15 protein-coding genes are annotated in these 19,263 nt (G+C 49.6%); all 15 read left to right on the top strand.

The features are described from left to right. Nucleotides 1-11 precede the first annotated feature (11 nt). The 15 genes from HPT30_RS09140 to HPT30_RS09070 all read left to right on the top strand — a co-directional run bounded on the left by HPT30_RS09140 (nucleotide 12) and on the right by HPT30_RS09070 (nucleotide 19,009). Complete coding sequence (locus tag HPT30_RS09140) at nucleotides 12-788, top strand: sugar phosphate isomerase/epimerase family protein (RefSeq protein ID WP_175371091.1); 777 nt, start codon at nucleotides 12-14, stop codon at nucleotides 786-788. After that, nucleotides 785-1,873 (top strand): Gfo/Idh/MocA family protein, encoded by a 1,089-nt coding sequence (locus HPT30_RS09135; protein ID WP_175371090.1) that lies wholly within the window; start codon nucleotides 785-787, stop codon nucleotides 1,871-1,873. The genes HPT30_RS09140 and HPT30_RS09135 overlap by 4 nt, the downstream gene beginning before the upstream one ends. A 29-nt stretch (nucleotides 1,874-1,902) precedes the next feature. Further along, the gene (locus HPT30_RS09130; protein WP_175371089.1) at nucleotides 1,903-2,913 is read left to right on the top strand and encodes a Gfo/Idh/MocA family protein; all 1,011 of its coding nucleotides are present in this window, start codon (nucleotides 1,903-1,905) and stop codon (nucleotides 2,911-2,913) included. Nucleotides 2,914-3,077: 164 nt separating this feature from the next. Further along, nucleotides 3,078-3,407, top strand: coding sequence for a hypothetical protein (locus HPT30_RS09125; RefSeq protein ID WP_175371088.1), 330 nt, complete (start codon nucleotides 3,078-3,080; stop codon nucleotides 3,405-3,407). 283 nt (nucleotides 3,408-3,690) lie between these two features. Next, nucleotides 3,691-4,203: a peptide-methionine (S)-S-oxide reductase MsrA gene (gene msrA, locus HPT30_RS09120; RefSeq protein ID WP_175371110.1), complete on the top strand. Its 513-nt coding sequence runs from the start codon at nucleotides 3,691-3,693 to the stop codon at nucleotides 4,201-4,203. A gap of 47 nt (nucleotides 4,204-4,250) precedes the next feature. Beyond that, nucleotides 4,251-4,934 (top strand): HAD family hydrolase, encoded by a 684-nt coding sequence (locus tag HPT30_RS09115; RefSeq protein WP_175371087.1) that lies wholly within the window; start codon nucleotides 4,251-4,253, stop codon nucleotides 4,932-4,934. A 279-nt stretch (nucleotides 4,935-5,213) separates the two neighbouring features. After that, entirely contained in the window at nucleotides 5,214-5,807 is a 594-nt protein-coding gene (locus HPT30_RS09110; protein ID WP_175371086.1) for a GNAT family N-acetyltransferase, read from the top strand. A 605-nt stretch (nucleotides 5,808-6,412) separates the two neighbouring features. Beyond that, nucleotides 6,413-6,985, top strand: coding sequence for a flavin reductase family protein (locus HPT30_RS09105; protein ID WP_175371085.1), 573 nt, complete (start codon nucleotides 6,413-6,415; stop codon nucleotides 6,983-6,985). Nucleotides 6,986-7,577: 592 nt separating this feature from the next. Beyond that, complete coding sequence (locus tag HPT30_RS09100) at nucleotides 7,578-9,080, top strand: hypothetical protein (RefSeq protein ID WP_175371084.1); 1,503 nt, start codon at nucleotides 7,578-7,580, stop codon at nucleotides 9,078-9,080. 18 nt (nucleotides 9,081-9,098) lie between these two features. Then, nucleotides 9,099-9,857 (top strand): DUF6063 family protein, encoded by a 759-nt coding sequence (locus HPT30_RS09095; RefSeq protein WP_175371083.1) that lies wholly within the window; start codon nucleotides 9,099-9,101, stop codon nucleotides 9,855-9,857. After that, nucleotides 9,844-14,340 (top strand): hypothetical protein, encoded by a 4,497-nt coding sequence (locus HPT30_RS09090; RefSeq protein WP_175371082.1) that lies wholly within the window; start codon nucleotides 9,844-9,846, stop codon nucleotides 14,338-14,340. The genes HPT30_RS09095 and HPT30_RS09090 overlap by 14 nt, the downstream gene beginning before the upstream one ends. Nucleotides 14,341-14,527: 187 nt before the next feature. Beyond that, nucleotides 14,528-15,466, top strand: a complete 939-nt coding sequence (cysK, locus tag HPT30_RS09085; RefSeq protein WP_175371081.1) for a cysteine synthase A — start codon at nucleotides 14,528-14,530, stop codon at nucleotides 15,464-15,466. A gap of 236 nt (nucleotides 15,467-15,702) precedes the next feature. After that, complete coding sequence (locus HPT30_RS09080; protein WP_175371080.1) at nucleotides 15,703-17,103, top strand: TPM domain-containing protein; 1,401 nt, start codon at nucleotides 15,703-15,705, stop codon at nucleotides 17,101-17,103. Nucleotides 17,104-17,131: 28 nt separating this feature from the next. Next, on the top strand, nucleotides 17,132-17,746 hold the full coding sequence (locus HPT30_RS09075; protein WP_175371109.1) for a DUF1349 domain-containing protein: 615 nt from the start codon (nucleotides 17,132-17,134) through the stop codon (nucleotides 17,744-17,746). 144 nt (nucleotides 17,747-17,890) lie between these two features. After that, the gene (locus tag HPT30_RS09070) at nucleotides 17,891-19,009 is read left to right on the top strand and encodes a phosphodiester glycosidase family protein (protein ID WP_376767008.1); all 1,119 of its coding nucleotides are present in this window, start codon (nucleotides 17,891-17,893) and stop codon (nucleotides 19,007-19,009) included. Nucleotides 19,010-19,263: the final 254 nt, after the last annotated feature.

Raw genomic sequence — 19,263 nt, 5'->3', positions numbered from 1 at the left:
ATGATTTCCCTATGCAACATTCCAATATCGCATTGCAGATGTACACTTTAAGAGATTTTACCCAAACACCAGATGAGCTCAGAACAACTTTTCAGAAGGTGGCGGCGATCGGTTATACTGCTGTCCAAGTGTCTGGGATCGGACCGATTGACCCGGCAAAAGTGAAGGAATACGCAGACGAGGCAGGTTTGAAAATCTGTGCTACTCATGTTTCTTGGGACCGCTTGGAAAATGATCTGGACGCTCTGGCCCGCGAGCATCAGCTATGGGACTGTAAGTATATCGGTCTTGGCGGGCTGCCTGATCATTATCGTACCAGCCAGGAAGGGTACCGGACGTTTGCGCGGCAGGCTTCGGAGATTGCCCGTCGTCTGAAGGAAGAATATGGCCTGCAATTTATCTATCATAATCATGATTTTGAATTTGAACGGGTGGATGGCGTAACGGGAATGGAAATTCTCCTGAACGATTCCACGTCAGACTTTGGCCTGGAGCTGGACTTGTACTGGGTGCAGGCGGGTGGCGGTGATCCTATCGAATGGACCCATAAGGTAAAGGGACGGATGGGAGTCGTTCACCTTAAGGATATGGCCATCGTGGAGAGAAGGCAGACCTTTGCCGAGCTAGGCGAAGGAAACATGAACTATAAGGGGATTATTGAGGCCTGCCGTGAGACGGGTGTGGAGTGGTATGTAGTCGAGCAGGATGCATGTCGTCGTGATCCATTCGAGAGTGTGAGCATCAGTCTTAAGTATTTGCAGAGTTATCTTCAGGGAGGATCCCAATGAATCGCAAAGACGGGATGAATTATGCCCCTCGCCACGAAGCTAAGCCGGTGGTGGGGTCAGGAGAATTCGTTATTGCAGCAATAGCACTGGACCATGGTCATATCTACGGGATGTGCAACGGTCTGATCGAAGCAGGGGCACAAATGAAATGGGTGTATGATCCCGATCCGGCTAAAGTGAAGGTCTTCCTGGATACCTATCCAGGCGTAAAGGCTGCCCGATCAGCGGAGGAAATTCTGGAGGATGCTGCGGTTCATCTCGTTGCCGCCGCTGCGATCCCTTCGGAACGTGCAGCGCTTGGCATGAAGGTCATGGCGCACGGCAAGGATTACTTCACAGATAAGACACCGTTCACAACACTGGAGCAACTGGCAGCTGCCCGGGCTCAGGCGGAACGGACCCGGCAGAAGTACATGGTCTACTTCAGCGAACGGCTGCATGTGGAAAGTGCAGTCTATGCCGGGCAGCTGATCCGCGAAGGACGCATTGGCCGGGTGCTACAAGTTATGGGAATGGGGCCGCATCGACTGAATGCGCCAAGTCGTCCGGATTGGTTCTTCAAACGCCAGCAGTATGGGGGAATTCTCTGTGACATCGGCAGCCACCAAATTGAGCAATTTCTTTATTATGCCGGCTGCCAATCTGCCAAAGTGCTGCACAGCAAAGTAGCGAATTACAATCATGCCGACTACCCTGAGCTGGAAGACTTCGGTGATGCGACGCTTGTCGGCGATAACGGTGCTACCCAGTATTTCCGTGTAGACTGGTTCACCCCGGAGGGCCTAGGCACATGGGGCGATGGACGAACGATGATCCTCGGAACGGAAGGGTATATTGAGTTGCGCAAATACACCGATCTGGGTCGATCTAACAGCGGGGATCACGTTTTCTGGGCTGATGCGGAGGGCGAGCATTACGAGCATGTCGCAGGCAAGGTCGGCTTTCCATTCTTCGGCGAGCTGATCCTGGATGTTCTGAATCGTACTGAGCTTGCCATGACTCAGGAGCATGCCTTCAAGGCAGCAGAGCTGTGTCTCACAGCCCAGGCTCAGGCAGTCAATTTGACGCCGGAGCAATTACTTTAGCGCAGGCAGCGCGGAAGGACGAGCGAACCATGCAAAATACGAAAAAGCTTGGTGCAGCAATTATTGGCTGTGGCGCAATTTTCCCGCTGCATGCCCAGGCACTGGCTGGGCTTCAAGGCGTGGAGCTGCTTGCAGTTGTGGACAGTGATCCCTCGAAGGCCGAACAGGCAGGTCGGGAATACGGCTGTATGTCCACTACTGATTATCGAACCATCATCGACAGAGACGATATTGATGTAGTTCATTTATGTACTCCGCACCACTTACATGCGGACATGGCCGTAGAACTGCTACATGCCGGCAAGCATGTCCTGACCGAAAAGCCGCTGGCAGATAGCCTTGATGCTGCTCACCGCCTGCTTAAGGCTGCCGCCAACAGTACAGGGCAGCTGGGCGTAGTGTTCCAGAATCGCTACAATGACCCATCCGTGCGCATCAAGCAAATGATCGAATCAGGCGAACTGGGACGGTTACTCTGCCTGAAAGGCGTAGTCACTTGGCACCGGGACGAAGCCTATTATCAGTCCAGCAACTGGAGAGGCTACTGGGCGACTGAGGGCGGAGGAGTCCTCATGAATCAGACCATTCATACGCTGGATCTTCTGCAATGGTTCGGAGGAGAGATTCGCTCGGTACGGGGAAGTGTAACGACGGATGTCCTGGACGGCGTAATCGAGGTTGAGGACACCGCACATGCGTGCATTGATTTCAGTAATGAAGCCAGAGGGCTTTTCTACGGAACGAATGCTTATCTGGTCAATTCACCAGTAGAGCTGGAAGTGGTGTTCGAGCAAGGAACACTCCTGCAGCGGAGAGATTGCCTGTATCTCTGGAAGGACGATCAGGAGACACTCTTATGTGAACCAGCCACCAAATCCGCAGGAGCCAAATCCTACTGGGGCACTGGACATTTTCGATTGATTGAGGACTTCTATAGCCATATCCGTGAGAATCGTAAATTCTGGATTGACGGTGAAGAGGGCCTCAAGGCAATGAAGCTGGCGAAGGATATTTACAGCTCATCTAACGCCAGATCATAGAAGGATATATGATTTTATAATTAAATCGACACGTATGAAGCAGGCCGCGATATTTCGCGGCCTGCTTCATTGTATAAGCCCAGTAACCGAAACCTCCCTACAGGAATAAGATAACAGATGGAGAATCAGCATTTCACATTCATTAAAGAGGCGGGAGGATTACTATGACTTCCCCTGGAAGGAACAAAAAAACAACGGTTTCATCTAGCAGATCGAAGAGTGGAGCGAGCGCGGACCGTTCCATTCAGGCACTCCTTAATGGTGGAAAGAACTTGGAGATCATTGTTGCAGCCTTACTTTTAACCGGGAAGCTGAATGTAGATTCGGTGACTATATTCAAACAAGCCACGCTGCTTGTCGGGCTGACTGGTAAATATAAAACGCTGATTAAGAACACCAATGTGGACAACATGGTGAAGTTTCTTAACGACAATGGCGATATGACGATCGACGAGGTACTTCAAGCTTTTACGCAGAAGAGCCAAAAAGGCTAGAAGAGATCAAGACAATGGCGGGCTAATTACAAATGAAGGAGCAGTTGAATAATGGGCGAAACTGTTGGGCCGGATTTTGGGATGTGGGTTATTTTTTTCATATTGTTTGGATTGTTTTTCTTTGGTTCCACCGATATCGAGAACCTTTCTGCGGAACCGACACAGGACTAGTCTACGCAAGTCGTTCAGTTCAGCATACAGCTTGATCCATATTGACCTCAGCAGGCAAATGTGTCTTTAATATAAGTAGATACATGACTGTATAGAGAGAGGAATTATAATGATGGAACAAGCTATGTTTGCTGGAGGATGTTTTTGGTGCATGGTAACCCCTTTTGAAGAGCTGCCGGGCATTCACGGTATCGTCTCGGGATACGCCGGCGGACAGACGGTTAATCCTACTTACGAAGAGGTCAAGACAGGAGAGACAGGCCATTACGAGGTTGTACAGATTACGTTCGACCCCTCGCTATTTCCATATGAAAGACTGCTTGAGCTGTTCTGGCCACAGATCGATCCTACGGATGACGGAGGTCAATTTCAGGACCGTGGCTCTCAGTACCGGACAGCGGTTTTCTATTATAATGAAGAACAGCGCCTGGCGGCAGAAGCTTCCAAGGTGGATGTGGCTGCCAGTGGCCGATTTGAAGGACCCATTGTGACAGAGATTCTGCCGGCTCCGGTCTTCTACCGTGCGGAGGAGTATCACCAGAATTATCATAAGAAGAACCCTAAGCATTACAAGGAGGACCGGGAGCAGTCTGGCCGCGACACCTTCATCGAGAAGCACTGGTAATCAATAGTTCTAATATTCGTTGTTTATTTCGGAGGGAGTTTGAAGGTGTGAGCAGAACATTGCAAAGTATTTTGTTTGATCTGGACGGTACGTTAACCGATCCGAAAGAGGGAATTACGAAGAGTGTGGCCTATGCCCTAAACCAACTGGACAATCAGGTCGAGGATCTGGATACGCTGCTTCCCTATATCGGACCGCCATTATACGATTCTTTTATCGAATTGAATGGTTTCTCAGAGGACAAGGCCCGCCGGGCCGTTGAACTCTACCGTGAGCGCTACAGCACCATTGGCAAGTTCGAGAACGCCGTTATTCCAGGTATTCCTGAACTGCTTGGGGGGTTGAAAGAGCAGGGATATAGCCTGTATGTGGCAACCTCCAAGCCGACCGTGTTTGCCGAGCAGATTATCGAGCATTACGGTCTGGCCGCTTACTTCAAACATGTCGTTGGCAGCAACCTCGACGGAACGCGATCCAAGAAGCAGGAAGTGATCCAATACGTTCTGGATCAGAACGATATCGCACCAGAGCAAGCGGTGATGATCGGCGACCGGAAGCATGATATTATCGGGGCTATTGGTTGCGGCGTGGAATCTATCGGCGTCCTGTTCGGATATGGATCAGAAGAAGAGCTTAGCAGTGCCGGAGCAGATCACATCGCTAGCCGAGTAGAAGAGGTTGGGGAGATTATTGCTCGGATTCGTGAGGCTGGGATCGTTAGCGGAGCCTAATCTGTATATTGTGTAGAGAAGCGAGAAGCCCGAGATGGGCTTCTTTTTCTTTTGCCTCGCTACGTTCTGGACTACTTTAACAAGGAATTAAAAGAGACGGACAGAGCCCTGATCGGCGGAAGAAATGCATCATTTCCCAAGGTGAAATTCCACCCTTCTGGCAGGGAATTTGTAGAATAAAAAACTAGTTGATTTCATGCCCATTGGTGAAGCATACTTGGTCTTGGAAGACCATTTTCTCAAGTTCTATCATCTTACCAAAGGGAGCGTTGGATTCACATGTGGCCTACACATCTTGATGAACTGTCAGGCGAAGCTATACGGCTTGTTCCAATGGAAAAAAGTCACACTGCCGGGCTGACTGCAGTATTGGCAAGCCCTTCAATCTGGGAGTATACCTGGAGGCAAGTCACTACGCCTGAACAGCTTGACCAATTACTTTTAACCGCACTCGCGAACAAAGAAAATGGCACAGAGGCTCCTTATACCATCTTCGATAGGGCTACCGATCAAATCATCGGCACCACTCGTATTCATCATCTGGATGTGAATCACCGGAACGCGGAAATTGGCTGCACCTGGATCGCCCCGGAATACTGGCGAACGAGGGTCAACACCGAGTCCAAATCCTTGCTTCTACACCACTGCTTCGAAGAACTGGAACTCGTCCGCGTACAGTTCTCAGTGATCGGCAATAATCAAAGATCCCAGCGGGCTGTTGAACGAATCGGCGGGGTCAGGGAAGGCGTACTGCGTAACCACCGTCTGAGGTCCAACGGCACCGTGCTGGATAATGTCATCTATAGCATTCTCGATTCAGAATGGCCTACCGTCAAAGACAACCTGCATTACTTGTTGAATCATAAATACTAATTAGGGTACAGCCAACAAAATGCGAAAAACGTACGCTAACGAAAAATTAAAGTCGGCATCGCATGAAAATGCGTACGTTAAGACACATTGAAATAAATCAGCTCAATGATCCATCTAAAAAGAAGCAATCCCCCTGCTTTGTAAGGGCCGGGGGGATTGCTTCTTTTTTCGCTTTTTTTAGGATGAAACAGCCTTCTTGTTCCTGCACTTGAAATATGCTGCCGCCATAAAATTCCCCGTTAGGCCCTTTTCGAAGTATCCGCAGCGATTACACATTTGAGTTTGCGTAGAATTTTCCTAAATGACCTACTTTGGACCTGAAACAGATCCATGATTCATTTTAGAATCATTTCAATATAGTCTTCCACAAATCACATTCCAGATCATGATTTTCTAGACTGTTCGTTGACTCGAATGTAGTTATATAATATACTTTGCTTACATATATAAAGTTTATTACGGTATGTAATCTATCTTGCTATTAGTTAGTTAATAGTCCATTAATCAATTGATTACTCTGCAAATTCTTAAACCGTTCACTTAAGTTCGAGACAGGTTCGCGCCGCTTAAACATTTTACCTAGAAAAAAACAAGGAGTGGAAGCTATGTTACAACCAAAAGAGCAATTATCGATGTACTCATATCCGGGAATCGTCGCTTCGATTACTTCCCGTCATGATGGTAAACAAAATTTGATGGCAGCAGGATGGCACACATTGATCTCGTATCAACCGGCGATTTATGGGATTTCAATTCGTAAAGAAACGTATTCTTACAACTTAATCGTAGAAAGCGGATCTTTCGGAATCAATTTCCTTCCTGCAAGCCGTTCTAACTGGATTCAAGCCGCAGGTACGTTTTCTGGTAACCAGAAGAATAAATTTAAAGAGTTCGATATTTCATATCGTGATGGACATAAATTGGATATCCCTATTCTCACAGACGCGTACGGTGCATATGAATGCAAAATCCTAGATATTCACTCCTATGGTAGCCACGAATTTATTACAGGCGAAATTGTGCAGGCTCATCGCGACGACTCTCTTTTCCAAGAGGATGGAATTCCCGATTTTACCAAGTTGCAAATTCCGCTGTACTTGGGACGATCAACTTATTTAACGGTTGACGATACATTAAAATCCACAGATCATCTTTTTTATCTAGAGAAAAATGAATAACGAAGCTTAGAAGTCATTATGGACAGAAACGATTGAAAAGTGGTTGCTGCGGATTGTTCTGGCCATTTCAGGTGGCGTCACTTCGGTGAATGTTTGGACTTCCGGTCGCTGTTGTACCCAGATTTCTTCTTTATATGCCGCCTTTAGCGGTTGAAGTCTGGGTCCAGCTTAAGCTTCCGACATGAACTTTCCTGCAGAAAGCATTCAGATGAGCGTTTCGCTCCTAAAGTTCCAAGCCTTCCTCTTCGTTCTTCGGACTCCCCCTCATTAATCAGATCCCATTTAATCTAATCCTCGTTAATTCCACTTCGGGAATCCCTTGTTATAAACTCTCTTTTTTCTTGTCTTTGTTTGTTATTTTAATGCATTCTATATAGCGTACATTTTTCGCGTTTTGTTGACGCTACTCTAATTAGCAAAAATACTCAACTATGCTATAATAGAAACATATATTCCCGTATGTTAAGAGGTAATGCTGAAATCTCCAACCCATATGTATCCCCATCGAGGGGCGGATATGGGTTTATGTTATTTTTATGGAGGCTGATGGATTGAGAGTAGTAGTTTTAGACAATGAAGGGTTGGCTGAAAGATGAACTGGTCTGATTTTGGTGAGCGGAATAAACGGCTGAATCCCTTGTGGAATCTGGGCGCTGGTATGAACCTTGGGGAGATTCATCCTTATAAAGAGATGCTGGCGTTAAGTGTCCTGCTGCAAGTCTATTATCTGGAACTGGAATCCAATGAAAGACGCTCGAAAGAAGATATCATTGCGCTAGTCTGGACTGCGCTGGAGCGTTTTAATATAGCCCCGTTAGGCACAACCGAGTCGGTGGAGCGTTTGGTAGACGGCTTGCTGTGGAGCGGGAACGGCGGGGATTTTGAATCCTGGTATTATGATGATGCCACGGGACAGATGACGCTGCAGAAATATAAATATTTTACGGTGGATGAAGACGCAACGCGAAGTAGCTGGGAGGAGAACGGCAAGACGATCTACCGGCTCTCGGAGTATGCCATGGAGCTGATCTTCATGAGCCACGAGATTATCGAGGAATTCCAGATCAGCATCAAGCTGTTGGAAATTCAGATGCATATCAAGCATGGCCGGGTGACCCGGGCGCTGCAGGATGTCAATGAACTGATCTCCAGGGTGCGCAAAATGACGCAGCAGCAACAGGAATACCGGAACGCGCTGCGCCGCAATCCAAAGCATATTTTCAGCGAATACGGGGTGTCACGTCACCAGCGGTTGGAGGAGATCCATCAGCAGTTCGACGAGGAGCGCAGGCACTTTGACAATATTCATCGTTCGCTGGCCCGGCTCGCCAATGATGAGAAAGATGTTATCGACTTTAACGAGATTCGTCTGCTGTCAGAGCGGGTGGAGCTGTCCAGACGGGTGCATGATGAGCTGGCCGAGATGGTCCTCAATATTTTCGAAGTGGAGACGAATCTGCGGCTGAATTTCCCGGAACTGTTCTGGGGCGCGACGGGCTTCAACTTCCGTACACATGTATGGGAGGAATGGGTCAAGGAAGAGGGACTACCTTCTGGGGACAGTCTGGATCTGTTGATCGGTGGTCTGTTCGCACCGAATCAGGATTTTGTCTATCCGCTGCCTTGGGCTTGGGAAGAACAGGACGTTGGTTTTATGCCTGAGCTATTGCCGGAAGAATTGGAGGAAGATGAGCAGGACCTCTCTCCACCCTATGTTGCCAAAGGCATTCCGTGGGCAGAGGTGGCCCTACTGTGGATGCCGGTGTTTCATACTTTGGCAGAACAGGGGTCGTTTACATTCACAGCGCAGGCTTTTACAGCAGAAGAGCAGCTCAAATGGGCTGCCACTCCCCATGCGATCGATTTATGGATTCAGTTCTTCCAGACTGAAATTACAGTGCAGGAGCAGGAGGATGACAGCGGCAGTGGCAGCGACGAATGTCAGCAACTGATTGCGCACTTGTTAACGGGTAATCCGCAACTGGAGGTACTGCGTGGTAAAAAGCTGCGGACGTCTATCGCTGTGGAAGGACCGCAGCGTGTTTTCTGGCCAGGCCTTGATATCAGTCCATATACGATTACGATTGTAGAATAGAAAGGTGAGAAGCACATCATGAGTTATTCACTGGAACAAGTGCAGCAGGCATCTCGGCTGTTTTTTGAACTGCTCCGCAAAAAGGTGCTGCCCCTCGATGATCCCGCTGCCGCTGAATGCCTGCAAGATACCGCTTCATATGACGCACTTCAATATGTGGCGAGAGAAGCGGGCTGCCGGGTGATGAATTCCGGGCATCGGCTCCACCTGCTGGTGAATCCGCTAGGCTCGGTATTCGCTACGAACTTTACGCAGCTGAAGAATAAATACTCGCGCATCGAGCGCAAAACCCATTTACATACGATTAATATCATCATCCTCGTCTTCCTGGCAGAAATGGATCAGGACGAGACAAATTTCAAGCCGGGACAGGACAGTATGTCTTATATTCAGATTGCCGATCAGGTGTCTTCGCTTTTTTCAGCCTGGATTCAGATGGATGAGGACGGCCGGTTCAGCCGCCAGTGGCAGCTCGATATTCAGGCTATGCACAAGGTCTGGTCCAGTCTGTACATGCAGACCAAGAGCCAGGAGGAGAGCGATCTTTTGTCGAGAGGCGCCAATTCGCGGATCGGCCTGATTCATGAAGGGATGAAGCTGCTGGAAGAGGAGAAGCTGGTTTTCATCTCCGAGCAGGAGAAGCGGATTTTCCCGCGTGAAGAACTCTATGAGAGAATGCGCTACCTGTATCATGATGTCGACCGTTATCAGGAATTAAGAGGCTTGATTGGCCGGACTTTGGCGGAAAAGGAAGGTGAAGTCTATGCCGCGGATTGAACGAATTCGGATAACTGGACTCAAATACGAGAAAATGCTCAAGAAATATGACGATATGGTGTTGGACCTGTGCAATGAGGAAGGACCCGCCAATACGCTGATCACGCTGATGAACGGGGGCGGGAAAGGGGTATTGCTGCAATCCATTTTCCAACTCCTGATTCCGAAGACGCCATGGGGAAAAGATAGCGAGAACCAGGTCGAGGCTTTTTTCCATAATCATAAAAAACAGCTCAAGCCCTACACCTTTCACGTGGCGATAGAATGGCGGCTGGATAACAGCGAGCGTAACGAATATATCACAACTGGTATCGCCATGACGGCACATAACTCGCTGGATCAGCAGGATATCAAGGTGGATTATTTGTTATATGCGCTGCTGGAATACGGCGAGGGCGCAGAGATGAATCTCTCCACCCTTCCTCTCTATGATGAGACCACCCGCGAAGCGGCAGACTTTGACACTATTCAGCAATACGTTCGTGAACGTCGGAATGAGATCATGCCGTTTGGCAGCCACAGCTCGGACATGAAGAGATATTATGATTTCCTGGCAGTCAGGGATATACATATCGGAGAATGGCGCAATATGCGCAGAATCAACGGGGAAGAAGGCGGAATCAAGGGTTATTTTAAAAAGCATGATGCCTTCACGAACCACAACGTGTTCGAGAAGCTGATTATTCCTGAGATCGGTGCCAGCCTGAACGAAGGGTCGAAGGAGGATGATAACTCTCTGCAGCGGATGTTCATTGATGCGGCAACGATAGCTCAGCGCCTGCCTATGCTGGAGCAGCGGGAACAGGCGTATACTGAGTTTCTAGGCATGGCAGGTCCGCTATATGAATTGGTTGGTGAAGGATCTGCAGCAGAGGAAGCCGTGCAGGAGACGGAGCTGCTAGGCAGGCAGATGTTCACAGTGATCCACGAAGAACTGAACAGCACCGAAGCCGAGCGCCGCCGAATCGCAGACGAACTCGCAGGTCATCATCAGGAAGCAGATCAGCTTCGCTTCGAAGGAGATAACCTCAAGTATCTGCGCAGCAAGGAGGAGCTGGATACCAAGCAGACAGAATTTAATAGGTTGAGCGATCATCAGAGTCGTGCGCGTAGCCGGCTTGCTGACTCCAAAGAGATGGAGAAGAAACTGGAGATTGCTCACTCCCTTGCGAAACGCAAGCTTCAGATATCGCAAATAGAGCAGTGGCAGAAGGAAATTCAGGCCATTGAAGGCTCGATGGAAATGAAAGAACGCCAAGAGGTGATTCAGGAGACGAAGGAGAACCTGCGGAAGCAGTGGAATGTCGTTGCCCGATTGTGGCAACAGACGCTTATTGGCTTTGTAGCTTCTCTACATTCGCTTACCGTGGAAGAAGAAACACTGCGGAAGCAGCGGGATGAATCCCTGCGGGAATCGGCTACTCTTGATGTGATGATTAATGATCTGACGTCGGTCATCCGCAAGTATAGCGAGGACATGGGTACCTTTGCCGCCAAGCATGGATCGGAAGCTGCTCATACGCCTGGCCCTGCGCTTCAGCGGTCGCTTGCCACCGTACAGGAATTAGAAGAGACGTCGACATTGCTGAAGGAGAGAGTCAGAGCAACGGAAGAACAACGTTTGACGCTGCTCACATCGCATACGCGGCTTGCCGAGCAGTTCGCAGCCAATGAACGAGACACTAGTGAGCTGAGTGCCCTGCTGGATACGCAGAATCAGCGGGAATCACAGCTGTGGTCACAGCTTGTCGTGCTGCTGGAGTTATATGACGAGCATAGCCGGCTTGGAACCACTGCGCTATATGAAGTGAAGGAAGACATAACCGCGAGGTTCCTGCACCGAATCGAGGAGGCTGGGCAGCAGAGCAAGCGGCTGCGCCGGGATTATTATCATCAGCTACTGGATGTGGAGCTGCAGAATCAATCCTATTGGGTGCCCAATGGGGATATTCTGACTGTCAAGGACATGCTGGATAATCTGAAAATCCAGTCGGTAGCGGGCAGCTCTTACCTGAATGATCTCCCTTATCTAGCCCGGGAAGAGGAACTGGAGCAATATCCGCTCCTGCCTTATGCACTGATTCTCACCAAGCGGGAAGCAGAGAAGATCCAGCCGGATATGCTGAAAGAGGTGCTGTTGAAATCCCCTGTACCGCTATTTATCCGTGAGGATATGGCAGCTGCGGGTTCTCCAGCCTTAATGCTCCTTGCTAGCGAAGGGCCGCAAATGGTGCTGCAGCCGGAACGGTTTATGAACTGGAAGAATGGCATTACCGCCAAGCTCAAAGAGCAGGAGCAAGAGCTGCAGGACGGTGAAGCGTATTTGTCCAAGCTGAGATCCGCTCGTCAGGAGTATGATCGGCTGTTCCAACTGGACAATACAACGGTCCTGCGCGCTAAGTTGGATGCTTTGAGACTACTGGAACAAGATCTGCGCCAGAAGATGGGGCAGTTGAATGCGGAGCTACAGGACCATGAGGACCTTATAGTCCGGCTCAGCAGAGAGCTTGCAGAAGGCTCCGCTGCTATTCTCGAACAGCAGCAACGTCAGCTCGCTCTACAGAGCTGGATTGAGCGGACCCGGGCGCATGAAGAGGCGCGTCAGGAGAAGCAGAGAGCGGTAGAACGGAAAGGCCTGCTGGTCAGAGAGCTCGCCGTCAGAGATCAGCAGCTTCTCCAGCTTGCTGGACAAAGAGAAAACATGGCCGGCCAGCGTGAGAAATGGATGGGCGATACGCGGTATTCGCTTTTCCCGAGGCTTCAGCTCTGGTTCCCGGAGCTTGTGTTCCCGGCTGATCAACAAGCGCCTATAATGGAAGAGGAAGCTGCCGCAGCTTCTGAACTTGTAGACCCCGCGGAACAGAACACGCTGCTGCAACTGCTTAGCACTGTGGAGGCTCTCCAGCAATCGCTCTCTCGTAGCGAGCTGGAAATCCGAACTCGAGGGGCGCAGATTACTGCTGCCCGTGAGAATCTGAACGAGCTGGAAGCAACGCTCGGCGGGATCGATGCCGGGTGGCGTAGCGCGCCCGAGCCATCCGACTCTGCCGATTCCATCATGGCGGCCAGAATACGCCAGAAGGACGATACGGCGAGGCTGGAGGAGGACTATCAGCAGATCCATGATGACTATATCCGCTGCCAGACCGTAACGGACAATCTGCAGAAAGAGCTGAGCAAGGCCGAGAAAGCTATCAAGATGAAGCATGAGCGTCCGGTAGAAATCTGGACGGAGGGGCTCGATTACAAAGAGCAAGAGATTAACCAGCGCTTCCAGGACAACGAGCGCCTGCTTAGTCAATGCAAACGAAGTCTTGAACGTATAGACCGGCTGCTCCAGACCTTATCCAATCAGCGGCAAATTATGAACGCCCATATTGAAGAGCGTGTGAACCTCCGCGATATTCCGGAAGAGGTGAAGCAGCGCGTTCAGGAGAGCTGTGAGGCGTTCGTGTCACAATGGCTTCTCCAGATTAAGCAGCGCAGAGAGAAACGGGCGGAACTCTCTAAGAAAGTCAAAGAGGAGAAGAACACGCTGAGCAGCAGACTTTCCAAGAGCGGTTGGAATGCAGATCTGGAGACCAAAATTCAGGACCGGTTGAACACCGTTCACTGGGACGATTTTCACATTGCCCGCCAGGTGCTGGATTCCATGCTGCGTAGCTCCCGTGACCAGATCGAGAGCATCCAGAGCGACAAGGAAGGAATGGAACTGTCCCGCAAGCTGTGGGTCGGACGGGCTTCCAAACGTGTTATTCAGATTGTGGATATTATGAAGCGGATGGAGCGGCGGATGATCATTCATAATGAGAATCAGCATGCTTTTCCACTGGTTAAGTTAAGCTATAAAAATATCAATGTGCCACGTGCCACTGACGATGTGGAGCCGCTAGTCACGGACTATTTCAATCAATGTATTCAGGATTTGTTGAAGAAATATCCGAGAATGGAGCAGGTTCCGGCTCCCGCAATCAAAGAAATTATTAACGACGGCCGGATCGTCTATGCCGCCTTCCAGAACCGTTTCCCGGTACTCCAGGTGTACAAGCCTGTTACAGAGAACTACTTCCTGTATGCTGCTCCTGAGGAATATCATTATTCCGATTGGGAGGTCATTAATAAAGGGGCCTTGGATGAAGCCGTCGGTAGCGGTGGTCAGCGACAGTCCGTTCAGCTGTTGGTAGCGATGATGATTATGACCCACAAACGGGTGAACCGTGAGAATAAAGGCTGGACTGTCTTTTTATATGATAATCCATTTGGCGAGATGGTCTCGAACAACGTGCTGGACCCGGTGTTTGAAATCTCCAAGGCACTGCGGTTCCAGTGGCTGATTGTTACTCCGCCCGAGCTGGTTAAGAATGATGTTAGTATTCGGTTTGGCGTATACTGGCAGCTCTATTTTGGAGGAACCAAGGGAGACATGCTGGAATCCACACTGGTTAAGGGCGGCAGGAAGCTTCTGCCTTCGGCACTGTTCTGATCTTGTGTACCAGCTGAATCATTGAAATGAGGGTCCTTTCCCTTCGCTGAAGGGGGGACCTGTTTTAGATTAAGAATTAAGGTTGAGCGTATTGTAACCCGTGTGATCACGGTTGAAAAAAATAAAATATCTGCTACTATTAATACATAGTAAACAGATGGGAAAAATTGATAATAGGAGTGGGAATATGAGTAATATCTATCAAAGCTTAACCGAGCTTATCGGGAACACCCCGCTGCTTGAGATCTCCAGATACAGTGCCAGTCAGAATTTAGAGGCAAGAATCTTGGCCAAGCTTGAATACTTTAATCCTGCGGGCAGCGTGAAGGATCGAACCGGTTATGCCATGATCAAGGATGCCGAGGAAAAAGGCTACATTAACAAGGATTCCGTCATCATTGAGCCTACGAGCGGAAATACAGGGATCGGGCTGGCCTTTGCGGCCTCCAGTCTGGGGTACAGACTAATTATTGTGCTTCCCGAGACATTCAGTGTTGAACGCCGCAAGCTCATGCTGGCCCTTGGCGCCGAGATCGTGCTGACCTCAGGTGCGGAGGGTATGAGCGGTGCTGTCAGAAGAGCAGAGCAGTTAGCCGAAAGTACGCCTGGCGCGTTCATTCCGCAGCAGTTCAGTAATCCGGCAAACCGGCAGATTCACCGGACGACAACAGCTGAAGAAATTTGGCGGGACACCGATGGACAGGTGGATGTTTTTATTGCCGGTGTCGGTACCGGCGGAACGGTCTCTGGTGTAGGCCAGTTATTGAAGGAACGTAATCCAGACGTACATATCGTTGCTCTTGAGCCGTATGATTCTCCGGTTCTTTCCGGTGGCGCTCCAGGCGGTCATCGCATTCAAGGGATCGGTGCCAACTTCATCCCGGATAACTATCGTCCAGAGTTTGTAGATGAAATCCTTCAGGTGAAAAGCGATGATGCCTTTGCCACCGCAAGAGCGCTGGCCAGAACAGAAGGACTGCTCGTTGGCATCTCCTCTGGCGCGGCGGTGTACGCGGCGGCAGAGTTGTCCAAACGTCCGGAGTTTAAGGGGAAAACGATCGTAACGATTTTGCCGGATACCGGGGAACGTTATCTGTCTACACCACTGTTCAACTACGGAGAGTAATTCTTTTTCAGATATAATTCATTAATTATTAGGGAACGGCAGGCATCCTACGAGCAGGGTGCCTGCCGTTTCTTTGGTGATGCCACTATAGAGTAGGAAGTGAAGTGCATCCCCAATAAAGGATAGCTGGAAACCTTTGTAGAATTTCTAAATGTAAGCTTCGCTAATCAGGCGAAACTATTCCCGGAGCTCACCGTATCCGATAAAGAGAATAGAAACATACAGGGGGTGCACATATGAAACATAAATCACTAAAAATCGCTTGGATTGCCATTATACTTACGATGCTATTTCCCGTTCTGAGCTTCGCCAAGAGCACATTGCCAGAGCATACTGGAGCATTTTACGTGAATGATTTTGCCAACGTGTTGAATGACAAGACCGAGAATTATATGGTGAATTACGGAATTAAGCTACATAGGAAAAATGAAGCGCAGGTCGTGGTGGTGACCGTTGATTCTACCAACGGGATGCCGATCAAGGAGTATGCTACATCCCTGTTCAACAAATGGGGTATCGGCTCCAAGGAGAAGAACAATGGGGTGCTGCTGCTCCTTTCCATCAAGGATGATGATTACTGGGCGGTGCAGGGAAAAGGGATTGTGAATACGCTCCCGGATAGCAAGATTTCGGAGATCCTGTCCCGGCAGCTGGAGCCTGATTTTGCAGCCAAGAATTATAGCAACGGTGTCTATAAAACATACGGGTCTTTCATTCAAGCTCTGGGTGGTACTTGGACTGAAAATGTAGGCAACAAAACCTATGTTTCGGACAATGCCGGGGTGTTCAAGCAAGTCACGAAGGATTATCTCAATCAGTCCAGCAACAGGTATAAGGACACTACCGGGAACGGGATTTATGTCGTCACAGTCAAGAACACAGGCGGCAAGACCTTGCAGGATTACACGTATATGAAGTTCGCATCTGTAGGAGCGGGATCGAAGGATACGATGCTCGTACTGGACATTGGGGGAGATAACTACCACGTGCTGCAGGGTAAAGATGTGGATCAAGTGCTCACCAATGAAGTCATCAAAGGCATTTTGAATAGCGCACTGGAGCCTTCCTTTGCCAAAAAGGATTATGCGGGTGGAGCCACAGCAACAGCGAACGCTTTCTATAATTTCTTCCTGTCTAGAGCGGAGGCCGCGCCAAATACGGTAGTAGGTGATAAGGGAGCAACTCCGGCATCTGCTACCCAAGCTGACGGTACCAGTGAGAAATCCGGAAATTCTGGAGTGACTTCCGGCATGTTTAAGGTCTTTTTGGGAATCATAGGACTTTTCATCTTTTCTTCCTGGCGGCGAAGCCGGAATCTCTCGAAGTATGGTGTGCGATACAATCCCTACAGCCGTCGCAATAAACGTCGATATAGCCATTGGGATAGGGATGACTATCGTCATCATCGTTCCTCCTCTTCCAGCGGACGTCGTTCCTCCGGGGGCAGCAATTGGGGAGGTGGCGGTTCATCCAGTGGTGGTGGCGCTGGGCGTCATTCCTCAGGAGGTAGTTCTTCGGGAAATAGCGGCGGTGGGGGTTCCAGCAGTGGCGGCGGATCAGGTAGACAAAACAGCTCTGGAGGAGGTTCTTCCGGCGGTGGTGGTGCAAGTAGCGGTGGCGGCGTAGGGCGGCATTAGAGCAGATCCTTAGAGAGGTGGATGTATGATGAATGTACACAATATTCCATGGAGCAGCGGAACCTGGACGGTTCCACCAAAATCGGTAAACACAGAAGGGGACACTCTCAATGTTGAGGCTGTGGAAGGCAGTGATTATTGGGAGAAAACACTTTATGAATTCCAGCATGATAATGGCCATGCCCTTCTGGCTCCCTGGGAGGACGATCAGGGTGTCGAGGTGACCTTCCGGCTAGACAGCTTCACCGAGCTGTACGATCAGGCCGGCCTAATGCTCTGGCATAGTAAGACACAGTGGATTAAAGCAGGCATAGAGCTTAATGACGGGGTTCCGCACATCGGGGCTGTCGTTACCGACGACTACTCCGATTGGTCACTGTCTCCGGTAGCAGAATGGGCAGGGGAGACCGTCACCATTCGTGCTTCCCGGTCCAATGATGCGGTGATCATTCGCGCCCGGACGGAGCACCATCCGTGGCGAACGATCCGCGTCGCTCGCTTCCCGCATTTGACAGGCAAGCAGGCTGGACCCTTCCTGTGTGCACCTACGCGTGCAGGGTTCCAGGTCGTCTTTACAGCATGGCGGCATACTCAGCCTGATGAGGCACTTCACACCGATCCTCCAACATTTTCCGGCAAATAAAGTTTTATAGGTTGTTAGATGAAGTCGAACGGGCTCTAAAAATTGAAGAAATTGAAACCTTTACTCTCTCATTTTCGTCTATGATTAACAGATACGTTATGTATTCTTTTTATTCGTGGCAAGAATCAGGGAGGAAAGAAAAGAGTGAATTCATCATCATTACCAGAGCGCTCGACTATGCGCAAGAAGAAGCCGGTCAAGAAGCGCAAGAAAAAGAGCTTTTTTCGTAGACTGTCCAGGGTATTGCTGTTCTTGTTAATTCTGCTCCTTGCCGGAGGAGGCTGGCTGTATTTTGCACCGTCGGCCAAAAATCTACGCTATACGATCGCGGATACGCTGATCACCACCCAACATCGGCAGTGGGCCCAATATATTATTGGTGAGGAAGAGTTGAAGGCACGTGTAGCCGAGTACACCAAACGCTTCGATAATATGGGGGATGAGAAGGATACCCATACCATTCATACACCTCCACCGGAAGTAAAAGAGAAGCAGCTGGTGGAGATCGAGCCTGTCTCTGGTACCGGCTACTCCGGGTATGTCATGATCGTCAATGATCCGACAAAGATCCGGCTAGGTATTCCGAACAAAGTGGGCTCCGGGGAAAAGGTCACCAGTATGGTGAAACGACTCGGGGCGATCGCCGGGGTAAATGGGGGAGGATTCGCCGATCCTAACTGGAGCGGTAATGGCTTCAAGCCGATCGGCATCGTCATCTCCCAAGGAAAGCTCTATTACAACGGGCTTGGCGGGAAAAAATCAACGCAGATTGTGGGCCTCGATAAGCAAGGCAAGATGATCGCGGGGAATTACACGTTGGATGAACTCAGTAAAATGGGAGTTCAGGAGGCCGTATCGTTTCAGCCGCGTATCATCGTCAACGGCAAGGGACTGGTCAAGAACGCAGCCGATGGCTGGGGGATTGCACCACGCACAGCTATGGGTCAACGGGAGGACGGTGCTATCATCTTCGTGGTGATTGACGGCAGACAGCCAAGCTACAGCATTGGCGCGAACCTTTACGATGTACAGCAAATCATGCTCAAGCACGGTGCCGTAATCGCAGCGAATCTGGACGGCGGGTCTTCGACGGTTCTCGTCAAGGACAACGAGATTATCAACAAGCCTTCTTCGCAGTATGGCGAACGTTATCTGCCGACCGCATTTCTGGTCTTTGATCATCCGGATCAGGTAGATATCCCGAATATTTGGAAAGGCCTGGACCCTTCCAAAATCGACGCGGCTAAGAAGCGGACAAAATAATAGCGTTACAATAGTATTAGATTACGCTCCCGCATGGGGGGTGACAAGAGATCGGAGGGATGCCTCCGGTCTTTTTTAGTATTTTTATTAGAGTTCATTTAAAAGGGGGAAGACTCGATGATGCAGTGCGAACCCCAAGCTCACATGAAATCCCTGGGGGATTCGCACCGGAAATATTACATTTTATGTATAAAACATTCTCTTTCAACTAATTGACGTTATGAGTTTTGCGTATTAAAGTAATTTTAGAGATG

Origin of the sequence: Paenibacillus agri (genome assembly GCF_013359945.1) — a bacterium.
Taxonomy (GTDB): domain Bacteria; phylum Bacillota; class Bacilli; order Paenibacillales; family Paenibacillaceae; genus Paenibacillus_AQ; species Paenibacillus_AQ agri.
The sequence above is the reverse complement of the archived record's forward strand: the minus strand, read 5'-3'. Positions and strand labels throughout refer to the sequence as shown.

Bases quoted from the DNA above. Each gene is read 5' to 3' on its own strand.
- HPT30_RS09140 (WP_175371091.1), top strand. From the start codon at position 12: ATGCAACATTCCAATATCGCATTGCAGATGTACACTTTAAGAGATTTT.
- HPT30_RS09135 (WP_175371090.1), top strand. From the start codon at position 785: ATGAATCGCAAAGACGGGATGAATTATGCCCCTCGCCACGAAGCTAAG.
- HPT30_RS09130 (WP_175371089.1), top strand. From the start codon at position 1,903: ATGCAAAATACGAAAAAGCTTGGTGCAGCAATTATTGGCTGTGGCGCA.
- HPT30_RS09125 (WP_175371088.1), top strand. From the start codon at position 3,078: ATGACTTCCCCTGGAAGGAACAAAAAAACAACGGTTTCATCTAGCAGA.
- msrA (WP_175371110.1), top strand. From the start codon at position 3,691: ATGGAACAAGCTATGTTTGCTGGAGGATGTTTTTGGTGCATGGTAACC.
- HPT30_RS09110 (WP_175371086.1), top strand. From the start codon at position 5,214: ATGTGGCCTACACATCTTGATGAACTGTCAGGCGAAGCTATACGGCTT.
- HPT30_RS09105 (WP_175371085.1), top strand. From the start codon at position 6,413: ATGTTACAACCAAAAGAGCAATTATCGATGTACTCATATCCGGGAATC.
- HPT30_RS09100 (WP_175371084.1), top strand. From the start codon at position 7,578: ATGAACTGGTCTGATTTTGGTGAGCGGAATAAACGGCTGAATCCCTTG.
- HPT30_RS09095 (WP_175371083.1), top strand. From the start codon at position 9,099: ATGAGTTATTCACTGGAACAAGTGCAGCAGGCATCTCGGCTGTTTTTT.
- HPT30_RS09090 (WP_175371082.1), top strand. From the start codon at position 9,844: ATGCCGCGGATTGAACGAATTCGGATAACTGGACTCAAATACGAGAAA.
- cysK (WP_175371081.1), top strand. From the start codon at position 14,528: ATGAGTAATATCTATCAAAGCTTAACCGAGCTTATCGGGAACACCCCG.
- HPT30_RS09080 (WP_175371080.1), top strand. From the start codon at position 15,703: ATGAAACATAAATCACTAAAAATCGCTTGGATTGCCATTATACTTACG.
- HPT30_RS09075 (WP_175371109.1), top strand. From the start codon at position 17,132: ATGAATGTACACAATATTCCATGGAGCAGCGGAACCTGGACGGTTCCA.